Origin of the sequence: Bradyrhizobium manausense, assembly GCF_001440035.1 — a bacterium.
Classification (GTDB): Bacteria; Pseudomonadota; Alphaproteobacteria; order Rhizobiales; family Xanthobacteraceae; genus Bradyrhizobium; species Bradyrhizobium manausense.
On record NZ_LJYG01000047.1, the window covers coordinates 179,862 to 198,422 of the forward strand.

22 protein-coding genes are annotated in these 18,561 nt (G+C 63.4%); 9 read left to right on the forward strand and 13 right to left on the reverse strand.

Annotation, left to right across the window (positions count from 1 at the left end; all coding sequences use genetic code 11):
• Window positions 1–48: 48 nt before the first annotated feature.
• Window positions 49–777 carry a glutathione S-transferase family protein gene (locus AOQ71_RS12035; protein ID WP_057746869.1) on the forward strand — a complete coding sequence of 243 codons (729 nt, stop codon included), beginning with the start codon at window positions 49–51 and terminating at the stop codon, window positions 775–777.
• 77 nt (window positions 778–854) lie between these two features.
• Here the strand turns inward: AOQ71_RS12035 and AOQ71_RS12040 are convergent, their stop codons facing one another.
• From AOQ71_RS12040 to AOQ71_RS12080, 9 genes are all read right to left on the reverse strand, one after another.
• On the reverse strand, window positions 855–2,003 hold the full coding sequence (locus AOQ71_RS12040) for an ABC transporter substrate-binding protein (protein WP_057746368.1): 1,149 nt from the start codon (window positions 2,001–2,003) through the stop codon (window positions 855–857).
• Between the two features lie 88 nt (window positions 2,004–2,091).
• Window positions 2,092–2,511: an acyl-CoA thioesterase gene (locus AOQ71_RS12045; protein ID WP_057746371.1), complete on the reverse strand. Its 420-nt coding sequence runs from the start codon at window positions 2,509–2,511 to the stop codon at window positions 2,092–2,094.
• Window positions 2,512–2,523: 12 nt separating this feature from the next.
• Window positions 2,524–3,285, reverse strand: a complete 762-nt coding sequence (locus AOQ71_RS12050; protein ID WP_057746374.1) for an SDR family NAD(P)-dependent oxidoreductase — start codon at window positions 3,283–3,285, stop codon at window positions 2,524–2,526.
• 24 nt (window positions 3,286–3,309) lie between these two features.
• On the reverse strand, window positions 3,310–5,193 hold the full coding sequence (locus AOQ71_RS12055; protein WP_057746378.1) for a feruloyl-CoA synthase: 1,884 nt from the start codon (window positions 5,191–5,193) through the stop codon (window positions 3,310–3,312).
• Window positions 5,190–5,999, reverse strand: a complete 810-nt coding sequence (locus AOQ71_RS12060; protein ID WP_057746381.1) for a crotonase/enoyl-CoA hydratase family protein — start codon at window positions 5,997–5,999, stop codon at window positions 5,190–5,192. Before AOQ71_RS12060 ends, AOQ71_RS12055 begins: the two co-directional genes overlap by 4 nt.
• Before the next feature lie 231 nt (window positions 6,000–6,230).
• Window positions 6,231–6,692 (reverse strand): DUF3237 domain-containing protein, encoded by a 462-nt coding sequence (locus AOQ71_RS12065; RefSeq protein ID WP_057746386.1) that lies wholly within the window; start codon window positions 6,690–6,692, stop codon window positions 6,231–6,233.
• 12 nt (window positions 6,693–6,704) lie between these two features.
• Entirely contained in the window at window positions 6,705–8,024 is a 1,320-nt protein-coding gene (locus AOQ71_RS12070; protein ID WP_057746390.1) for a TRAP transporter large permease, read from the reverse strand.
• 2 nt (window positions 8,025–8,026) lie between these two features.
• A complete protein-coding gene (locus AOQ71_RS12075) occupies window positions 8,027–8,536 on the reverse strand; it encodes a TRAP transporter small permease (protein WP_057746393.1) in 510 nt (169 codons plus the stop codon).
• Window positions 8,537–8,743: 207 nt separating this feature from the next.
• Window positions 8,744–9,760, reverse strand: coding sequence for a TRAP transporter substrate-binding protein (locus AOQ71_RS12080; protein WP_057746396.1), 1,017 nt, complete (start codon window positions 9,758–9,760; stop codon window positions 8,744–8,746).
• 251 nt (window positions 9,761–10,011) lie between these two features.
• Here AOQ71_RS12080 and pobA point away from each other — a divergent pair, with 251 nt between their 5' ends.
• Window positions 10,012–11,181, forward strand: coding sequence for a 4-hydroxybenzoate 3-monooxygenase (gene pobA, locus AOQ71_RS12085; RefSeq protein WP_057746401.1), 1,170 nt, complete (start codon window positions 10,012–10,014; stop codon window positions 11,179–11,181).
• Window positions 11,182–11,427: 246 nt separating this feature from the next.
• Window positions 11,428–11,847: a PaaI family thioesterase gene (locus AOQ71_RS12090; protein ID WP_057746404.1), complete on the forward strand. Its 420-nt coding sequence runs from the start codon at window positions 11,428–11,430 to the stop codon at window positions 11,845–11,847.
• A gap of 84 nt (window positions 11,848–11,931) precedes the next feature.
• On the opposite strand, the gene AOQ71_RS12095 is transcribed toward AOQ71_RS12090, so the two are convergent.
• Window positions 11,932–12,816, reverse strand: a complete 885-nt coding sequence (locus tag AOQ71_RS12095) for a LysR family transcriptional regulator (RefSeq protein ID WP_057746408.1) — start codon at window positions 12,814–12,816, stop codon at window positions 11,932–11,934.
• A gap of 124 nt (window positions 12,817–12,940) precedes the next feature.
• Here AOQ71_RS12095 and AOQ71_RS12100 point away from each other — a divergent pair, with 124 nt between their 5' ends.
• Complete coding sequence (locus AOQ71_RS12100) at window positions 12,941–13,570, forward strand: pyridoxamine 5'-phosphate oxidase family protein (protein ID WP_057746411.1); 630 nt, start codon at window positions 12,941–12,943, stop codon at window positions 13,568–13,570.
• Here AOQ71_RS12100 and AOQ71_RS12105 read toward each other — a convergent pair.
• Both AOQ71_RS12105 and AOQ71_RS12110 read right to left on the reverse strand, forming a co-directional pair.
• Window positions 13,567–14,652: an AbrB family transcriptional regulator gene (locus AOQ71_RS12105; protein WP_057746415.1), complete on the reverse strand. Its 1,086-nt coding sequence runs from the start codon at window positions 14,650–14,652 to the stop codon at window positions 13,567–13,569. The genes AOQ71_RS12100 and AOQ71_RS12105 overlap by 4 nt on opposite strands.
• Before the next feature lie 100 nt (window positions 14,653–14,752).
• On the reverse strand, window positions 14,753–15,046 hold the full coding sequence (locus AOQ71_RS12110; RefSeq protein ID WP_057746872.1) for a PsiF family protein: 294 nt from the start codon (window positions 15,044–15,046) through the stop codon (window positions 14,753–14,755).
• Between the two features lie 185 nt (window positions 15,047–15,231).
• On the opposite strand from AOQ71_RS12110, the gene AOQ71_RS12115 reads away from it, so the two are divergent.
• A complete protein-coding gene (locus AOQ71_RS12115) occupies window positions 15,232–15,732 on the forward strand; it encodes a hypothetical protein (RefSeq protein WP_057746418.1) in 501 nt (166 codons plus the stop codon).
• 47 nt (window positions 15,733–15,779) lie between these two features.
• Here AOQ71_RS12115 and AOQ71_RS12120 read toward each other — a convergent pair whose 3' ends face one another.
• Window positions 15,780–16,328 (reverse strand): TetR/AcrR family transcriptional regulator, encoded by a 549-nt coding sequence (locus tag AOQ71_RS12120; RefSeq protein ID WP_057746420.1) that lies wholly within the window; start codon window positions 16,326–16,328, stop codon window positions 15,780–15,782.
• Between the two features lie 107 nt (window positions 16,329–16,435).
• On the opposite strand from AOQ71_RS12120, the gene AOQ71_RS12125 reads away from it, so the two are divergent.
• The 4 genes from AOQ71_RS12125 to AOQ71_RS12140 are packed head-to-tail and all read left to right on the forward strand — an operon-like array spanning window position 16,436 to window position 18,487.
• Complete coding sequence (locus AOQ71_RS12125) at window positions 16,436–16,864, forward strand: acyl-CoA thioesterase (protein WP_057746423.1); 429 nt, start codon at window positions 16,436–16,438, stop codon at window positions 16,862–16,864.
• Window positions 16,865–16,867: 3 nt separating this feature from the next.
• The gene (locus tag AOQ71_RS12130) at window positions 16,868–17,344 is read left to right on the forward strand and encodes a PaaI family thioesterase (RefSeq protein ID WP_057746426.1); all 477 of its coding nucleotides are present in this window, start codon (window positions 16,868–16,870) and stop codon (window positions 17,342–17,344) included.
• Window positions 17,345–17,384: 40 nt separating this feature from the next.
• Window positions 17,385–17,768 (forward strand): CidA/LrgA family protein, encoded by a 384-nt coding sequence (locus tag AOQ71_RS12135; protein WP_057746429.1) that lies wholly within the window; start codon window positions 17,385–17,387, stop codon window positions 17,766–17,768.
• Window positions 17,765–18,487 carry an LrgB family protein gene (locus tag AOQ71_RS12140; RefSeq protein WP_057746433.1) on the forward strand — a complete coding sequence of 241 codons (723 nt, stop codon included), beginning with the start codon at window positions 17,765–17,767 and terminating at the stop codon, window positions 18,485–18,487. Before AOQ71_RS12135 ends, AOQ71_RS12140 begins: the two co-directional genes overlap by 4 nt.
• Window positions 18,488–18,561 lie beyond the last annotated feature (74 nt).

The following is an 18,561-nucleotide window of genomic DNA, read 5'->3' on the forward strand; positions in this document are numbered from 1 at the left end:
CCGGCACTAGGTTCCGTCAACTCTTTCGGCAGGTTCAGGAGAGCTCACATGATCACGCTTTACGGCTTTGGCACCGGCTTCGGCCTGCCGGAAATCAGCCCCTTCGTCACCAAGACCGAGGTGCAGCTCAAGATGGCGGGGCTGCCCTACCGGAAGGAGCGGGCGATGCCGCCGGCCTCACCCAAGGGGCAGCTGCCTTTTATCGACGATGGCGGCGAGGCGGTGGCCGATTCGACCTTCATCCGCGCCCATATCGAGCGCCGCTACGGCTTCGACTTCGATGCCGGCCTCTCGTTGCAGGAGCGTGCACAGGCCTGGGCCTTCGAGCGCATGATCGAGCATCACGTCTACTGGGCGCTGATCGGCGCCCGCTGGGTTGATCCAGTCAATTTCGCCAAGGGACCTGCGCATTTCTTCGACGGTGCGCCGGAGCACAATCGGGAGAAACTGCGCGAGGATGCCCAGTTCCGCGTCGCCGAGAACTATCTGCTCTCCGGCCTCGGCCGCCACGCCCCCGATGATGATGTCGATCTCGCAGTGCGTTCGCTGTTTGCGCTGTCGGTGCAGCTTGGTGACAAATCCTATCTGATGGGCAACAAGCCCAGCGGTGTCGACGCGACTGCGTTCGGCGCGCTCGCTGGCATTTTGACGCCGTTCTTCGAGTCCAGCCTGCGCGACCGCGCGGAAGGGTTTCCGAACCTCACCGCCTATGTCGACCGGATGATGGACACCTACTATCCGGAGTTTGCCTGGACGCCCCTGCGCCAGGCGGCGTGAGGCAAGCGCGCCGGACGTATAAAAGAAAAGAGCCGGCCTGATGGGCCGGCTCTCGTCATTTCGGAGACCGACGCCGCCTACCTCACCAGCGTGTACTTGCCGTTCTTCACGGTGAGCAGGATGCGCGAGCGCTCGTCGAGGCCGTAGCGGTCCTTTTCGGTGAAGTTGTAGACGCCCTGGCTGGCGGCCAGCTCCTTCTCGGACAGCAACGCCTGACGGATCGCTTCGCGGAACTCAGGTGTGCCGGGTTTTGCGGTCTTCAGCGCCGTCGGGATGATACGCTTGAGGATCTCGAAGGCATCGTAGGAATGGCCGGCGAACTGGCTGCGGCTGTTCGGGCCGTACTTGGCTTCATAGGCTGAGTTGAGCGCAAGGCCTGGCTTCTTGGTGGCGGCTTCCTCCGGCTGGTCCTCGGGGTCCATGACAGGACCGGATGCCATCAGCACGCCTTCGGCCGCTTGGCCGGCGATGCGGATGAAGTCCATGCTGGCAGCGCCGTGGGTCTGGTAGATCAGGCCCTGATAGCCGCGCTCACGCAGCTCGGTCTGCGGCAGCGCGGCCGCGGTGCCGGAGGCGCCGACCAGGATCGCATCGGGATTGGCGGCCACGAGCTTCAGCACCTGGCCGGTCACCGAGGTATCCGGACGGGCGAAGCGCTCCTCGTCGACGATGGTCATGCCCATCGGCACGGCCTGCGCCTTCAGGTCGTTGAACCAGAGGTCGCCATAGGAGTCGGAGTAGCCGATATAGCCGAGGGTCTTGATGCCCTTGGACTTCATGTGATCGTACAGCACCTTGCCGACGATCGGGATCGGCTGCGGCATCGCCACCGACCACTTCATGCGTTCCGGCGTGATCGGGAAGGGAGCCAGACCAAAGTGCGGAATGCCGGCTTCGTTGGCGACGTTGGAGACTGCGATGGTCGGCGGCGTCAGCGCCGAGCCCATGATGATGTCGGCTTTGGATTCGGTGACGAAACGGCGGGCGTTGGTGGTCGCGGTGGTGGGATCGCCGCCGTCGTCGAGCACGATCACCTTCAATGGAACGCCGCCGATTTCCTTCGGCACGAATTCCAGCGCGTTGCGCTCGGGGATTCCGAGCGCGGCGCCCGGGCCGGTGGTGGTGGTGGTGATGCCGATGGTGATTTCGTTGGTCTGGGCATGCACGGGCAAGGCCGGCAACGCCAGCGTCGCCGCCGCGATGGCAGTCAGGTAAAAGCGTTTCATCAATTCCTCCCTTGACGTTTTCTTTGAAAGCAGAAATCGGGGATGAATTCAGCCCCGTCTTTTGGCGATGCGGCGATTTGGTTCCGGATTAGCTCCCTGTGAATTTGGCCACCATTTCCGGGGGGAATGGTGCCGATTTCAGTCTATCGGGGTTGTCGGGGTCGCGGCCGACCAGGACGCGCGTCTCGAAGCCTTCGATGGCGAGCGCCTCGCCCTTGTAGACGTTGTGCTTCACCTCGAAGCTCGAGCGCTTGATGCTCTCGATCTTCGTTTCGATGGTGATCCAGTCGCCATAGGTCGAGGGAATGTAGAACCTGGACCGCGTATCGACCATGGGGATGCCCACCAGGCCGTATTTGCGAACCAGGTCCTGCTTGGAGAAGCCGGCGACCTCGAACAGGGTCGACGTCGAATCGTCGAACATCGCGAAATAGCGCGGATAGTAGACGATGTTGGCGGGGTCGCAGTCGCCCCACTGGATCTGGACGTCGCGCCGGTTCACGAACATGCGTTGAGTGCCTTATTTCGGCGCCATGCGCAGCGAGCCGTCGAGGCGCACCACTTCGCCGTTGAGATAGGAGTTCTCGACCATGTGCAGCGCGAGCGCGGCGAACTCGTCGGCATTGCCAAGACGGCGCGGGAAGGGGATGGCGGCGGCGAGCGAGTCCTGCGCTTCCTGCGGCAGATTTGCCAGCAGCGGCGTCAGGAACAGCCCGGGCGCGATGGTCAGCACGCGGACGCCGAACTGGGCGAGCTCGCGCGCGATCGGCAAGGTCATGCCGACGATGCCGCCCTTCGAGGCCGAGTAGGCCGACTGGCCGATCTGGCCGTCATAGGCGGCGACCGAGGCCGTGTTGATGATGACGCCGCGCTCGCCGCTCGCCTGCGGCTCGAGCTTGGACATCTCCGTCGCCGCGAGGCGCAACATGTTGAAGGTGCCGATCAGGTTGATCTTGATCACCTTGTCGAAATCGGCAAGCGCCATCGGGCCGTCGCGCCCGACGACGCGTTTTGCAACGCCGATGCCGGCGCAGTTGACCAGTACGCGGGCCGGACCGTGGGCCTTGGCCGCCTGTGCGATCGCAGCTTCGGCGGAGGCCGCGTCTGAGACGTCGCAGGTGACGGCGACGCCCTTGATCTCGGCGGCAACGGTCTCTGCAAGCTTGGTATTGAGATCGCACACCGCGACCTTGGCGCCCTGCGCCGCCAGTTTTCGTGCTGTGGCAGCACCCAGACCCGATGCGCCGCCGGTGACGATGGCTGCCTGATCCTTCAACAACATGGCGTTCTCCTTCGATGAGTTTCTTTAGCCGACCGATATCACGCGGTCAGACGGATTGGCAGCGTAGAGCTCTTCAATCAACGCGCCGCGATGCTCCAGCACCGCGCGCTGGTTGATCGAGCCCTTGTCGGTGACCTCGCCCTTGTCGATCGAGAGCGGCGTGTCCATCAGGATCGCACGGGTAATCCGGGTCGAGGAGCCGGTCGCCGAACCGAGAAACTGGGTCAAGCGCTCGCGGAACGCCTCGCGGACCAGCCGGTCGCGCGTTGCGACCACCACGTCGTCCGGCGGCAGCGTCGGGTTGATCAGGCGGCAGCCGTCGAGATCGAGCACGATGAGAGCGGAGATCTCGTCACGGTTGATGCCGGCGATGACGACGTCGCGCACCAGCGGCGCGCAGGCTGCGATGAGGCGCGCGCGCAAGGGACCGACGCTGACCCAGGTGCCGCTGGCGAGCTTGAAATCCTCGCTGACGCGGCCGTCGAAATCGAAGCCAGCGTTGAGATCGTCGGGATCGGCAGGCTTGAGCGCATCGCCCATCTTGTAAAATCCTTCCTCATCGAAGGATTTTGCGGTGATGTCAGGCTGGCGCCAGTAGCCGGGCATCACGTTCGGCCCCTTGGCGCGGACCTCGAGCTTGCCGTTGTTTGGCACCAGCTTGGCCTCGTTGCCGGAAACGGGAAGGCCGACATGGCCGGAGCGGCTGGTACGCGGATTGACCGACATGAAGAACGGTGCGGTCTCGGTGGCACCGAGGCCCGTGAGCATCGGTACGCGATATCCCTTCTCCTTGACCGCGAGCTCGTCAAGACTGTTCCAGACGAACGGCGACAGCGCAGCGCCGGAGAAGAACATCGCATGCAGGCGATCGAAGAACTTTGCGCGCAGGCCCTGGTCGTCCCGCAAATAGGGCAGCAGCGATTCATAGCCCTTGGGCACGTTGAAATAGACCGTCGGCGAAATCTCCTGGAGATTGCGCACGGTCTCCTCGATGCCGCCGGGCACCGGCTTGCCGGCGTCCAGATACATCGAGCCGCCATTGTACAGCGTCAGCCCGATATTGTGGTTGCCGCCAAAGGTGTGGTTCCACGGCAACCAGTCGATGATGACGGGCGGCTCGTCCTTGAGGAAGGCGAGCGTCTCGCGCAGCATCACTTGGTTGGCGCAGATCATGCGCTGCGTGTTGATGACGGCCTTGGGATTGCCTGTTGAGCCCGAGGTCAGCAGGAATTTTGCGATTGTGTCGGGGCCGATCTTCTCATGGAGCTCGTCAAGATCGCTACGGATCGGGGTTGCGATGAGGTCGGCGAGCAGGGTGACGTCGCGGCCCGGCACATGGCCATAGGAGGCAGCGATCTCGGTACCGAGGGAGACATTGGCGGCGAGCGCGTCCGCGAACTTGTCGGCATCCTCTGCGAAAACGAGGCCGGGCGTCAGCAGCTTCATCAAATATGCGAGCTTGCCGTAATCCTTCGACACCAGCGAATAGGCCGGTGACACCGGGCAGAAGGGAATGCCGGCATAGAAGGCGCCGAAGGCGAGCAAAGCGTGGTCGATCGAATTGCCGGAGAGGATGACGACCGGCCGCTCCGCCGACAGGCCGCGCTGGATCAGGCCTGAGGCGATATGCCGGCTCGCGGTGAGCAGCTCGGCATAAGTGATCTTGCGCCAGCCCCGGCCACCCTCGCGTTCGGCCATGAAGACGCGGTCCGGCGTCGCCGTCGCCCAGTGATGCAGACGATCGGTGATGCGGACGGGATAGTCGCCGAGGGGCTGCTTCGGCCGCAGATAGATCGTGCCATCGGCGCGACGCTCGACATCGACGACGGGATCTCCGAACGAGATCGGCCGCAGCGGAGAATTGCTCACGCCGCGCTCTGTGCTGGAAGAGGACGGCTGTGCGCTCATGACTTCGGCTTTACCTTGGCGGTCTTGTGCTCGAGGAACTCGCGGATCCTGCGTTTTGCTTCCTTGTCGCTCTGCGCAACGGTGGCCATCAGCGATTCCATCAAAAGGCCGGTCTGCGGATTGGCCTCCGCGATCATCGGGAGTGCTTGAAGCACGGCGAAATTCGTCAACGGCGCGTTGGACGCAATCTTGGCCGCAAGCTCCAGCGCCTTGGGCAAGCCGTTGCCGGCCTCGGTGACATATTGCGCAAAGCCGTAGGACGCGCCCTCGGTCGCGCTATAGACGCGGCCGGTCAGCATCATGTCCATCATCCTGGCAACGCCGATCAGCCGCGGCAGCCGCACCGAGCCGCCGCCGCCGACGAAGATGCCGCGCTGCCCCTCTGGCAGGGCAAAATAGGTCGAGGGCTCGGCGACACGGATATGCGCCGCGCAGGCAAGCTCCAGCCCGCCGCCGATCACGGCACCCTTCAGCGCGGCGATGACGGGGACGCGGCTATACTGGATACGGTCGAACACCCGATGCCACATTTGGGAATGGAGAAGGCCGCCGGTGGCGTCGTGGTCCTGGAGCTCGGACAGGTCGAGACCGCTGGAGAAATGGTCGCCGATGCCGTGAATGACCACCGCACCGACATCCTCGGGCAGGGACGTAAAGCATTGGCCGATTTCGAGAATGATGCCGTCATTGAGCGCATTGCGCTTGGCCGGCCGGTTCAGCCCCACGGTCAGAACCCGGTCCACCCTCTCGATCTGAAGCAGCCCGGAGGTGCCCGCGCCAGCGGTCTCGGCGTTTCCCTGTGTCATTTGCGTCCTTATCAGAATAGTTATGTTGTATAACGAATTTGGGAGGAGTCAAGGAGGGGGCCGGTAGGCAAAAGCCGTCCTCCAATTTGGTGTCGTCCCGGCGGAGGCCGGACCCATAACCCCAGGGAGGCATTTGGCGAAGATTGGTCGTTCGGTACTCCGACCGCCTGCAGCGGATAGATCACGCGGTATGGGTCCCGGCTTTCGCCGGGACGACAGTTGAGTGTGCGCTCACACCACCTGATGCACGTCGATCACCACGCGATCGGCGTGCCGCGCGGCTGAGCCGATAAAGATGTACTCCATCAGCCAGCGATATTTCTCGTGCCCCGTCTCGAATTTCGGCACGGTCCGAAAATAGATCAGCTTCGGATCAACAGGTTCGCCACGCTTGAGCTTTTGCAGGAGTTCGATCGGGCCAAAGCGGATGCCCTTGTTCTCGACATAGATGGTGGCGCCGTCGTCGGTCTCGAAGGCGTATTTGGCCTCCAAGTCGATCAGCTCGTTGGGGCGGATGGTTTGGAAGTCGGCGCCGTACGGCAGCACTTTTCCAGTGATCGCGCCCGTCACCTCACCGCCGATGATCGGGATGATGCGGCGGACGCCGATGCCGGTCTCGCCAGCGGTGATGACGTCGCCGATTTTTGCAGTGATCGTGAAGACATAATTTGTCGCGAGCGTCGGTGTGGTCATTGCTTCGCCTCGCTAGTGCGCCATCATCCGCGTCGGCAGCCATGTCGCCAGCAGCGGGAACGCGATCAGGATCACCAGGCGCACGAGGTCGGTCGCCACGAATGGAATCACACCCTTGAAGATCGTGGAGAAGGAGACGTCCTTCACCACGCTCTTGATGACAAACACGTTCATGCCGACAGGCGGATGGATCAGCCCGAGCTCGACGGTCATGACGATGATGACGCCGAACCAGATCGGGTCGAAGCCGAGATGTGTGATCACGGGGAAGATGATCGGCACGGTCAGGATGATCATCGCCATGGCGTCCATCAGGCAGCCGAGCATGAGATACATCACCATGATCAGCGCCAGCACGCCGTAAGGGCCGAGGCCGAGGCCGGTGAGAAATTCCGTCACCTTCTGCGGCGTCTGCGTCACCGTGAGGAAATAACCGAAGATCAAAGCGCCGATCAGCACGGTGAACACCGCGGCCGCGGTGCGCGTCGCCTGCAGCAGCGAGGCCAGCACCTTCTCGCGGTCGAGCCGTCCCGTGACCATGCCGATGATGAAGGCGCCGGTGGCGCCGACGCCGCCAGCTTCAGTCGGCGTAAAGCGCGGCAGGAAGGGCAGACCGTAGAGACCGCCGATCACGAACACGAACAGCAGCACCGGCGCCCAGATGTCCTTCAGTCCGGCGAAACGCTCGCGCCAGGGCAGCACCTTGCCCTTGGGCAGGAAGTCGGGGCGGAGATAGCCGATCAGGAAGATCGTGATCATATACATGGTCATCGCCAGCACGCCCGGAATGATGCCGGCGATGAAGAGTTTGCCGATGTCCTGCTCGGTGATGATGCCGTAGACCGCGAGCACGGTGGAGGGCGGCAGCATCGCGCCAAGCGTGCCGCCGGCCGCGATCACCCCTGTCGCAAAGGACTGCGGATAGCCGAAGCGGCGCATCTCGGGATAGGCAACGGCGGAGAAGGTGGCTGCCGTCGCCACCGATGAACCGCAGATCGCGGCAAAGCCGCCGCAGGCGCCCACGGTCGCGATGCCGAGCCCGCCGCGCAAATGTCCGACAAAGCCGTTGGCGGCGCGGAACAGCTCCCGGCTCATGCCGGAATTGCTGACGAACGAGCCCATCAGCAGGAACATCGGGATGACGCCGAAGGTGTAGTCGGTGACCGTGCGCATCGAGGTCTGGCCGACCAGTTTCAGCGCCGGCGTCGCGCCGACCAGATAGGAGAAGCCGGAGACGCCGACGAGCCCCATGGCCATGCCGACGGGCACGCGCAGCAGCATCAAGGCAAACAGGGAGATGAAGCCGATTACGGCGACGGCATCTGTGCTCATGATTATTCCGTCGCCTTCAGCTTGGGGTCGTGCATCTCTTCAGGATGGAAGATCAATCGGTAGGTGCGGATCGCGATCAGCAGAACGGCCGAGACGTCGCCGATCCAGGCGATCGCGAAGAACGGCCAGGTCGGCATGTGCATGTCGAAGGTCTGGACGTTGTCGTTGTAGGTGCCGCGCACCTTGTCGAACAGCGTCCAGGTCTGCACCGTGACGACGAACAGCAGCACCAGCGTCGCGAACACGTCGATCCAGCGCTGGTAGCGTGGCCCGACATTGCCCCAGACCAGATCGACCGTGATGTGCGTGCCGCGGTAGGAGGTTGCCGCGATGCCCCAGAAGATCAGGATGCCGAGCAGCATGCGACCGATGTCGAAACTGTCAGGGATCGAATAATTCAGCGTGTTGCGCAGCAGCACCGACAAAAAAATGTCGAGCGCGACGATGCCGACGAACGCGGCGGCGATCCATTCGATCGTGTCGATGATGCGGTCCATCCAGGCGCGCTTCATGGGGAGAGAGTCCTTTCGACCAGTTCGAGGTGTCCCCGCGATGGAGCCGCGCTCCCTCCCCCGCTTGCGGGGGAGGGGTGGGGAGAGGGTGTCTCCACAATCGAGAACCCCCAAGAGGAGAGAGCCCCCACCCGGCACTCGGGACGATGCTTCGCATCGCCCGGAACGCGCCGACCTCTCCCGCAAGCAAGCGGGAGAGGTGTAGTCTCACTCCGCCAGTGCGTTGTACTTCTTCAACGACGCCTTCAATTCCGCCAGCGCAGCGTTCGGATCGATGCCGGTCTTCTTGACGCCATCGCCCCAGGTCTTGACCAGCGGTTCGGCGGCCTTCTTCCAGGCGGCGGTCTGGTCCGGGGATAGCTTGTAGACCTCGTGACCTTCTTCCGCCTTCACCTTGTCGACGCCGGCATCTTCGAACTTGCCCCAGTGCTCGCCAACCACCCCGGCCATCTCGGTCGAGCAGTTCTTGTCGACCGCGGCCTTCTGCTTGTCGGACATCGCATTGTACTTGTCCTTGTTGATCACGAACACGAAGGTCGTGGTGTAGAGCGGCGCTTCCATGTGGAACTTGGTGACCTTGTCGATGCCGAACAGCACCAGCGAGCCCCAGGGAAAGGTGACGCCGTCGGCGACGCCGCGCTCGATAATGTCGCGCACTTCAGGGGCGGAGGACTGCACATTGGTGCCGCCGAGCGCGGTGACGAAGTTCGCCATGGTCGCATGCGCGGGACGGATCTTCATGCCCTTCACGTCCTCCGGCATGGCGATCTTCTTGCTGCGCGAGTGGAAGGACGAAGGCGAGTGGACGAAGGCGAGGCAGTATTTGACGTCCTTCATCTCCTTCTCGGCATATTTGCGGTACCAGGCGTCCAGCCCCATCGAGCCGCCCTTGGCGTCAGAGATCAGGAACGGCAATTCGCCGGCGCCGATGACCGGGAAGCGGCCGGGCTGGTAGCCGGGATTGACATAGGTGACGTCAGCGATGCCGTCGCGTGCCATGTCGTAATGGTCGAACGCCTTGCCGAGCTGCTGGGCCGGAAACACCTTGCCGGTGATGGTGCCGCCGGAATCCTTGTTCACTGCGGCCACCCAGTCTTCAAGAGACTTTTGCAGCGGATGCGACGCCGGCACCCAGTGCGAGACCTTCAGGTCGACGGTTTTGTCCTGCGCGAACGCAGGCGTCACGCTTGCTGCCAGCAGCAAAGCCAGACAGGCCTTCCTCATTTCGTATCTCTCCCCTTTCGTGACGGCAGGCTTCGATGGCCTGGTCTTGTTAATTAACATGTTATCTAATCGGCCGGCGCGTTCAAGCCGGAACTGCTGCGTCATCTACGTCAGCGCTGTTGCACGGATTTGTCGCTGTCCGAGCGACCAACCTCCCTTTTTGCCAAACCGTTATATGATATAATTATCCTGCGTGGATCAACGCGACAAGCGAGCCGCGACGAAGCCTACAGGATCGGGAGGAGCAAGTATTGCGGACAAAAGTCGCAATCATCGGGGCCGGGCCGGCGGGATTGTTGCTTGGGCAATTGCTGCACATTTACGGCATCGACAACGTCATCCTGGAACGGCAGAGCCCCGACTACGTGCTCGGACGCATCCGCGCCGGCCTGCTGGAGGAGGGCACCGTCGCGCTGCTCGATCAGGTCGGTGCCGGCAAGCGGGCGCATGCCGAAGGCCTGGTGCACGAGGGTATCGAACTGGCATTTTCCGGGAGCCGCCACCGCATCGACATGAAGGCCGCCACCGGCAAGACAGTAATGATCTATGGCCAGACCGAGGTCACGCTCGACCTGATGAATGCGCGCAAAGCCGCCGGTCTCACCACCGTCTATGAGGCCAAGGATGTGCAGCCGCATGATTTCGACGGCAGTCACCCGCGTGTAACCTGGGTCAAGGATGGCGTCACCCACACGCTCGATTGCGATTTCATCGCCGGGTGCGACGGCTTCCACGGCGTCAGCCGCGCGAGCGTGCCTGATACGGCGATCGAGGAGTTCGAGCGGGTTTATCCGTTCGGCTGGCTCGGCATCTTGTCCGAGACGCCGCCGGTCAGCCACGAGCTGATCTATTCCAACCATGCGCGCGGCTTTGCGCTTTGCACCATGCGCTCGATGAAGCGCAGCCGGCATTACGTGCAATGCTCGCTCGATGACCATGTCGATCAGTGGCCGGACGATCGCTTCTGGGACGAGCTGAAGCGCCGGCTCGACCAGGAGGCGGCCGACAGTCTCATCACCGGCCCCTCGATCGAGAAGAGCATTGCGCCCTTGCGCAGCTTCGTCGCCGAGCCGATGCGTTTCGGCAAGATGTTCCTGTGCGGCGACGCTGCCCACATCGTGCCGCCGACCGGCGCCAAGGGGCTGAACCTCGCCGCCAGCGATGCGCATTATCTGTCAGGCGCACTTCGCGAGTTCTACGACGAGAAATCGAGTGCCGGCATCGATACCTATTCCGCAAAGGCGCTGGCGCGCGTCTGGAAGGCCGTGCGCTTCTCCTGGTGGATGACCTCGATGCTGCACAAATTCCCCGACACCGGCAGCATCGGCGCGCGCATCCAGCTCGCCGAGCTCGACTACGTCACGCAGTCGCCGGCCGCGATGACGTCACTGTCGGAGAATTATGTCGGGCTGCCGTTCTAAGAAGGTGCCGTAGGGTGGGGTTGGCTAAGCAGTGCGCGAAGCGCATCTGCTCGGCGTAACCCGCCTCTTTGATTTCCGCGGAGACAGAAGTGGTGGGTTACGCCTACGGCTAACCTACCCTACGGCACTGTCAATGCGACACCACACGTTTCAAACATCTGCGCAAATCCCGTTTAAAACTTTGTAATTGATGCGTTCGTCTCGTCCATCGCGTTCAATGCTGTCAATCAACAACGCGAGACGCGCATGACCTCCATCGACATCCCCGAAGGCTTCGAGCCGCTCGCCCGCAAGAGTCCGATGACCGAACCGTGGGAGCCGCTCTACGCGAAGAAGACCGACCGTGCCGTCATCATCGGCCTGCGGCTGGCAAGGCCGCACACCAACGGGCGTGGCTTGATCCACGGCGGCCTTATCACCGCGCTCGCCGACAACGCGATGGGCTACAGCTGCGCCCAGCTGACGAACTGGACCACCTCATTCGTGACGGTTTCGCTGTCGATCGATTTCGTCGGCTCGGCCGAGACCGGCCAATGGTGCTCGATCGAGAGCGACGTGATCAAGACCGGCAAGACGATCTGCTTCGCGCAGAGCCTGGTCAAGGCCGACGGCATCGTGATCGCGCGGGCCAGCGGCACGTTTCGCGTCGTGCCGAAGCCGGGGTAGCCGTCATTCCGGGGCGGTGCGAAGCACCGAACCCGGAATCTCGAGATTCCGGGTTCTCGCTTCGCGAGCCCCGGAATGACGACTTCACCCAAACTTCCAATCCGTCGTCTCCACCACGAGATCGATGAACGCCCGCACCTTGGCCGAGAGCAGCCGCGAGGTCGGGTAGACGATGTGGATCGGCAACGCCGGCTGCTCGTATTTCGCCAGCAGGACCTTCAGGCGTCCGCGCTTCAGGCCCTCGGCGGCCTGATAGGCCAGCACGCGCGTGATGCCGCCGCCGGCTTCGGCATATTGCAGGGCGGCGTCGGCACTGTTGCTGATGAAGCGCGGAGTTGGCGTCACCTCGATGCCCCGGCCGTCCTGCATGAACTGCCAGCTCGCGGACGGACCAAATTGGATCGTCTGGTGCTCAGACAGCGCCTGCGGCGTCCTCGGCTCGCCGTGGCGCTTGAGATAGCCTGGCGTTGCCACCGTGATCCGCCGCATCTCGCCGACCTGACGCGCGACCAGCGAGGAATCGGCAAGATGGCCGATCCGCACCGCGGCATCGACGGCGTCCTCGACAAGGTTGACGAGATTGTCCGACAGCCTGAGCTCGGCCGCCACCTCGGGATAGCGCTTGAGATAGTCGGTCATGACAGGCCCGACATGGAGCCGGCCGAAACCCACCGGGGCCGAGACCACCAGCCGCCCGCTCGGCCGGTTGCGCTCTTCCCGCGCCGCGCCGTCGGCCTCATCGACGTCGGCGAGGATCCGCCGGGCGCGCTCCAGATAGCGCCTGCCGACATCGGTGAGCCGCACCTGTCGCGTGGTCCGCTGCAGCAGCCGCGCGCCAAGATGCTCCTCCAGCGCTGCAATCAGCCGCGTCACCGCCGAAGGCGATAGCCTTAGCTTGCGCGCCGCCGGCGCAAAGCCGCGCAGATCGGCGACCGTGATGAAAACGCGCATGGCGTCAAGGCGGTCCATGGACATTATTGCATATGTCGCAACGATGAAGTGTCAAGCCACCTGATTGTTCTAGACGGCAGAAGGTCCATCTTGGGTCGTGAAAGACCGCAGACATGCGCCGGAATTTTCAGGAGATGTTCCGATGACCGCAGTTCGTACCTATGCCAGCGATGTCGCCTTCACCCCCGCTGTGAAGGCGATCCAGGCACGCAAGGGCTCGCGCGAAGCCTATGGCCGCGTCGAGCAGCGCGGCTGGCGCACCGAGGTCGACGAGAACCTCGAGGCCTTCCTCGCTGAGGCCAACAGCTTCTACTTTGCCACGGCATCGGCGGACGGCCAGCCCTATATCCAGCATCGCGGCGGCCCGAAGGGATTTCTGAAGGTGCTGGACAAGCAGACGCTTGCTTTCGCCGACTATGCCGGCAATCAGCAATATCTGTCTCAAGGAAATCTCTCCGAGAACCCCAAGGCCTACATTTTCGTGATGGACTATGCCCATCGCCGCCGCGTGAAGATCTGGGGCGAGGCGCGCGTTGTCGAGGATGACGATGCGCTGACGGATGCGCTGATGCCGAAGGGCTATCGCGCCCGGCCCGAGCAGGTGATTCTCTTCAAGATCGTGGCCTGGGACACCAACTGCCCCCAGCACATTCCGCAAAAGTTCGACGCCCCGGATGTGGCGGCGGCGCTAGCCGCGAGGGATCAGCGGATTGCGGAGCTCGAGGCGGAAATTGCCGCGCTGAGGGGACCAGCGGCTGCGGAGGGCGGCTAGTCGTCCACGTCGTCCTGCGTGCGGCCGAACAGGTGCACGATGCCAGGCGTCGCAATTGTCACGAACACGAAGCGCGACAGGTGATGGGCGCCGACGAAGATCGGATCGATGTGCAACGTCAGCGCCAGCGCCAGCATCGCGTCCATCGCACCGGGCGCGTAGGCGACGACGACGTCCGAGAATTTCACCTGCGTGGTGAGTGCGACGATGCCGACGAAGATGGCGGAGACGGCGACGGCTACGGCAAATGAGCCGAGCGCGGCGTTGATGTGGCCGGCCAGCGTCTTGATGCGCATCCGGGCGAAGCGGCCGCCGATCAGCGCGCCGATGCCGACCAGCGACACGCCGCGCACCCAGTTCGGCAGGCCGCCGTCGACCCAACCCGCGCCGTGCAGCACGCTGGAGGCGATCATGGCGCCGAACATCCAGCTCGCCGGAAATTTCATCAGCCGCAGCACGAGTGACGCCGCCAGCGAAGCGGCAACCAGTTCCAGAAGATCGAGCGGCGAGGCGATCGCGGTCGTCAGAGATGGCGAGACCGAGGGGGCGACTCCCGCGATAGCCAGCACCATTGGCAGCGCCGCGGTCAGGATGATCACGCGCATGGTCTGCACCACCGCGATACCAGGCAAATCGGCCCCGCGCTCAACCGCCAGGATGGTGATCTGCGAGAGCGCACCGGGGCTGCCGGCCAGGAAGGCCGAGGTGCGGTCCCAGCCATGGACGCGCTGCAAGTAATAGCTGGAGCCGAAGGTCGAGCAGAAGGTGGCGAGCGCCAGAAGCCCGATGGTCAGCGGATAGGCACTGACCTGCTGGATCAGATGGCGCGATACGACCGAGCCCAGCGAAATTCCGAGCAGCACCAGCACGGTCTGGGTCAGGAGCGGCGGCACCGAGAGCTGACGTCCGGCAATCGCGGCGATTCCGACCGCGATCATCGATCCCGAGATCAACCCGCCCGGCAAGCCCAGGGCAAGGAACATCAATCCACCGGCCGCGCCGATGATAAGTGTCTCCGCGGTGCCTAAAACCTTGGCACGGCTCGGCCATTCGAACGGAAGGGAGGCGGTGATTTGCTTCACGCCGCCTTATCGCAAATCGGCGAGAGGGGCACAATTGCAGGCTCGTCATGCCGCAATGCGTGCGCCTCTCGCCAAAGGCGAGGCGAGGATTGTGACGGAGTTACTTCTTGTCAGCGGCCGGCGCTGGCGTGGCAGCGCCACCGGCCTTCGCAGTCTTGATGCATTCGGAGCGGAATTTCTTGCGCTCCTTGCCATGCAGGCCCTTGGCGTCCGCCTGCTTGGAGCATTCCAGCGACTCGGCCGAGTGCTCCTTTGGCGCCTTCTTGTCAGTGGTGGTAGCAGCATCGGTCTTCATATCGGACTTGGCAGCTGGCGCCGCGGTCTGGGCGAAGGCGGTGCCGGTGGCGAACAGGGAGGCGATCGCGACGACGGCAAGGCGGGAGGCGAGGGTCATGATGTGGCTCTTCTTGCGAGAGTTGCGGAGGCCGCGAACGTCGACCCACGTTGCTGAACGCCACATGAATAACACGACCGGAGCGGCCACTATATTTTGGCCTCAGCCACCATCGCTTTCTTGTCCGAAGTCGCCGACACGCTAGGATAGCAATCCTCGTTTTGCTTCCCTGAGGGAGACCAAGGATGACCATTCAAGCGAAATTGTTGTGTGCCATTGCGGTAACGGGCGTTGCCGCGCTGGTGGCGAGTGCGCCGGCCCGGGCATTGACCGCGCAGGAGTGCAGCGCGAAGTATCAAGCCGCCAAAAAGGACGGCTCGCTCGGCACCATGAAGTGGAATGACTTCCGCAAGGCCCAGTGCGGCGCCGACGCGACGCCTGCGGCTGCGCCGACCGCAGCTGCCCCCGCCGCACCTCCGTCCGCCCCGGCGGCGACAACGACGGCGAAGAAGGAAGCTGCGCCCGCAGCTGCTCCGGCGCCGACCCTGCCGGCCGGTCCGGCGATCTTCCCGAACGCCGTCGATCCGAAATACGCCAAGGAGACCGCCGGCAAGGCCCGCCTTCACACCTGTGTCGACCAATACAATGCCAACAAGACCACCAACGGCAATGGCGGCATGAAGTGGATCGCAAAGGGCGGCGGCTATTACAGCGAATGCAACAAGAAGCTGAAAGGCGCCGCCTGAGGCTTCGAGATCACGTCGAGGCCGGAGCCAGACTCCGGCCTCTTGTTTCAGTCCAGCAGTTTTTCGGCCGACTTCGCCACGAGCTGCGATCGCTTGCGCGGGCCGCGCTCGACGAACAACAGGCTCTGGCCGAAGATGAAGCAGTAGAACAGGAAGGCCTGTGCTTCAGCTTCTTCGGCTTCAAGGCCGGTCGCGCGATAGAGTTCGGCGACGTGCTTCAGCCGCGCCGCATCGACACTTGCGACCGCCGCCGCGGCGCTCTCTTCTGAACGCGCCCATTGCCTGATCGCGAGCTCGATCGCCATGCCTTCCGGATTGAGCCGCTCGGAGTAGAGCTGGATCACCGCCTTCAGCCGATCGCGGGGTGCTTCGCCGTCAAGGCTGGTCTGCTGCGCGATCGAGGCCGAACGGCCCTCGCGCCAGTGCACCAGCATGGCCTCCAGCAGCGCGGCGCGGTCGGCGAAGCGGCGGTAGAAGCCGCCTTTGGTGACGCCGAGATTCTTGGCGAGCACCTCCACCCTGACACCCTCGACGCCTGCACGGGCAAGCTCCTTGAATCCTGCCTCGACCCAGACGTCGCCCTTGCCGTCGTTCATAAATGAAGCCCTCACCGGTTCTTGATACGGTGCCGTATTGCTAACGCGTTCGGCGCTTGATACGCTAGCGTATCAAAATCAAGACACGGCAAGGGCGGGGAATGACGATGGAGCAGGAGGCAACCTACCGCGGCACGGTCTATCCCTGGCACTGCGATCATGTCGGCCACATGAACATCATGTGGTATGTCGGCAAGTTCGACGAGGCCAATTGGAATCTGTTCGCCCGGCTCGGGCTGACGCCGAGCTATCTGCGCATCTCCGGCCGCGGCATGGCAGCGGTGCAGCAGAACATCAGCTACAGGCGCGAGTTGCTCGCCGGCGACATCGTCGAGATCCGCAGCCATCTGCTCGAAGTTGGCGACAAGTCGATCCGCTTTCGGCACGACTTGACCAATGCCGAGACCGGCGAACTCGCCGCAACTTGCGAAATCATCGGTGTGCACATGGACCGCAGCCAGCGCAAATCGGTGCCATTCGAGGCTGTGATCCGCGAGCTCGCTCTGAGGCATCTTGTCGAACCGGTCGAGGCCTGAGCCATGGCTGCGTTCGAGCCGAATAACCCCGGCTATCGTGCGGCGGCCATCGCGATGTTCGAGCGGCAGCCGGCGATGCACACGCTCGGCATCGTGATCGTCCGCCTCGCGCCAGGCGAGGTCGAGCTCGCCATGCTGCATTCGGCCGCCTTCACACAGCAGAACGGCTTTGTCCATGCCGGCATCATCACCGCCGGGCTCGACAATGCCTGCGGCGTCGCCGCCTTCACGCTGATGCCATCAGAGGCCGATATCCTCACGGTCGAGTTCAAGACCACGCTGCTCGCGCCGGCCCGCGGCGAACGCTTTGTCTTCAAGGCCGAGGTCGTCAAGCCCGGCCGTACACTTACCTTCTGCGAAGCCAAGGCTTTTGCCGAACACGAGGGCAAGACCACACTGATCGCGACCATGACCGGCACGCTGATGGCAATGCTGCCCCGCGCAACCGCTTCGCACGAGCCGCGCCCCTCCCACGCCTAGCGGCAATTGACAAGCCCTGCAGCGCATCCCTTGATGCGTCATGCTCGCGAGTCTCAGCCTCATCCTGCTCTGCCAATTGATCGGCGAAGCCGTGGTCCGCGGCCTCGGCCTGCCGCTGCCTGGGCCTGTGCTCGGCCTGCTCCTGCTTCTGATCCTGCTGCTCGCCCGCGACCGGTTTGCACTGCTCGCGCGTGGGCCATTGCGGAACGACGGCGTGGAGACCGCGAGCAAGGGGCTGCTGGCGCATCTGTCGCTGCTGTTCGTGCCCGCCGCCGTCGGCGTCGTGCAAAAGCTCGATCTGCTCGCCTCTCATGGCGTTGCCATCATTCTGATCCTGGCAGCCTCGGTGGTCGTGACTTTGCTGGTGACCGTCCTGACCTTCCGCCTGGTCAGCCGTCTGTTGCGACAGCAGGACGTCCCATGAAGGACAATCCGTTCTCGCTCTGGGTCTATCTGTCGCAATCACCGCTGCTCTGGCTGACGGTGACGCTGCTGGTCTATGCCACCACGGATGCCGTATCGCTGGCGACGCGGCGCCATCCATTCGCCAATCCCGTGCTGCATGCAATGTGGATCATCGGAGCGTTCCTGCTCGTAACGGGCACCTCCTACACCACCTATTTCGCCGGCGCGCAGTTCGTGCACTTCCTGCTCGGGCCCGCCACCGTCGCGCTCGCCGTGCCCCTCTACGAGAACCGCAGGCGCGTGGTCTCATCCATTGTGCCGATGCTGGTGGCGCTGGTGGCGGGCTCGGTGACGGCCGTGGTTTCTGTCGTGCTGCTGGCGGAGTTCGCTGGCCTGCCGCGCGATGTGGTGCTGTCGTTGGCGCCGAAATCGGTCACGGCGGGCGTTGCCATGGGCATCGCGGAATCCCTGCATGCGGACCCATCACTGACGGCGGTTGCGGTGATCCTTACGGGGATTATGGGTGCCATTATCGTCACGCCGCTGATGAATCGTACCGGTGTGACCGATTTTCGCGCCCGCGGTTTTGCCGCCGGACTTGCCGCGCACGGCATCGGGACTGCCCGAGCGTTCCAGGTCGACGAGATCGCCGGCGTGTTCTCCGGTATCGCCATGAGCCTGAACGCTCTGGTGACCTCGTTTCTGGTCCCTTTGGTGGTGACTCTGCTGCTGCGATGACATCGCCTCCGCAACACTCTATATTGTCTGTAACAACTCCCGGTCCTGACGCGTATTTGCTGCGATGGGACCGA

What these genes read in the sequence shown, in the direction of transcription:
- AOQ71_RS12140 (WP_057746433.1), top strand. Translation starts at nt 17,765, where the DNA reads ATGAAGGACAATCCGTTCTCGCTCTGGGTCTATCTGTCGCAATCACCG.
- AOQ71_RS12120 (WP_057746420.1), bottom strand. Translation starts at nt 16,328, where the DNA reads ATGAACGACGGCAAGGGCGACGTCTGGGTCGAGGCAGGATTCAAGGAG.
- AOQ71_RS12125 (WP_057746423.1), top strand. Translation starts at nt 16,436, where the DNA reads ATGGAGCAGGAGGCAACCTACCGCGGCACGGTCTATCCCTGGCACTGC.
- AOQ71_RS12055 (WP_057746378.1), bottom strand. Translation starts at nt 5,193, where the DNA reads ATGAGCGCACAGCCGTCCTCTTCCAGCACAGAGCGCGGCGTGAGCAAT.
- AOQ71_RS12045 (WP_057746371.1), bottom strand. Translation starts at nt 2,511, where the DNA reads ATGTTCGTGAACCGGCGCGACGTCCAGATCCAGTGGGGCGACTGCGAC.
- AOQ71_RS12110 (WP_057746872.1), bottom strand. Translation starts at nt 15,046, where the DNA reads ATGACCCTCGCCTCCCGCCTTGCCGTCGTCGCGATCGCCTCCCTGTTC.
- AOQ71_RS12065 (WP_057746386.1), bottom strand. Translation starts at nt 6,692, where the DNA reads ATGACCACACCGACGCTCGCGACAAATTATGTCTTCACGATCACTGCA.
- AOQ71_RS12075 (WP_057746393.1), bottom strand. Translation starts at nt 8,536, where the DNA reads ATGAAGCGCGCCTGGATGGACCGCATCATCGACACGATCGAATGGATC.
- AOQ71_RS12040 (WP_057746368.1), bottom strand. Translation starts at nt 2,003, where the DNA reads ATGAAACGCTTTTACCTGACTGCCATCGCGGCGGCGACGCTGGCGTTG.
- AOQ71_RS12090 (WP_057746404.1), top strand. Translation starts at nt 11,428, where the DNA reads ATGACCTCCATCGACATCCCCGAAGGCTTCGAGCCGCTCGCCCGCAAG.
- AOQ71_RS12115 (WP_057746418.1), top strand. Translation starts at nt 15,232, where the DNA reads ATGACCATTCAAGCGAAATTGTTGTGTGCCATTGCGGTAACGGGCGTT.
- AOQ71_RS12100 (WP_057746411.1), top strand. Translation starts at nt 12,941, where the DNA reads ATGACCGCAGTTCGTACCTATGCCAGCGATGTCGCCTTCACCCCCGCT.
- AOQ71_RS12095 (WP_057746408.1), bottom strand. Translation starts at nt 12,816, where the DNA reads ATGGACCGCCTTGACGCCATGCGCGTTTTCATCACGGTCGCCGATCTG.
- AOQ71_RS12060 (WP_057746381.1), bottom strand. Translation starts at nt 5,999, where the DNA reads ATGACACAGGGAAACGCCGAGACCGCTGGCGCGGGCACCTCCGGGCTG.
- AOQ71_RS12035 (WP_057746869.1), top strand. Translation starts at nt 49, where the DNA reads ATGATCACGCTTTACGGCTTTGGCACCGGCTTCGGCCTGCCGGAAATC.
- AOQ71_RS12080 (WP_057746396.1), bottom strand. Translation starts at nt 9,760, where the DNA reads ATGAGGAAGGCCTGTCTGGCTTTGCTGCTGGCAGCAAGCGTGACGCCT.
- AOQ71_RS12130 (WP_057746426.1), top strand. Translation starts at nt 16,868, where the DNA reads ATGGCTGCGTTCGAGCCGAATAACCCCGGCTATCGTGCGGCGGCCATC.
- AOQ71_RS12135 (WP_057746429.1), top strand. Translation starts at nt 17,385, where the DNA reads ATGCTCGCGAGTCTCAGCCTCATCCTGCTCTGCCAATTGATCGGCGAA.
- AOQ71_RS12050 (WP_057746374.1), bottom strand. Translation starts at nt 3,285, where the DNA reads ATGTTGTTGAAGGATCAGGCAGCCATCGTCACCGGCGGCGCATCGGGT.
- AOQ71_RS12070 (WP_057746390.1), bottom strand. Translation starts at nt 8,024, where the DNA reads ATGAGCACAGATGCCGTCGCCGTAATCGGCTTCATCTCCCTGTTTGCC.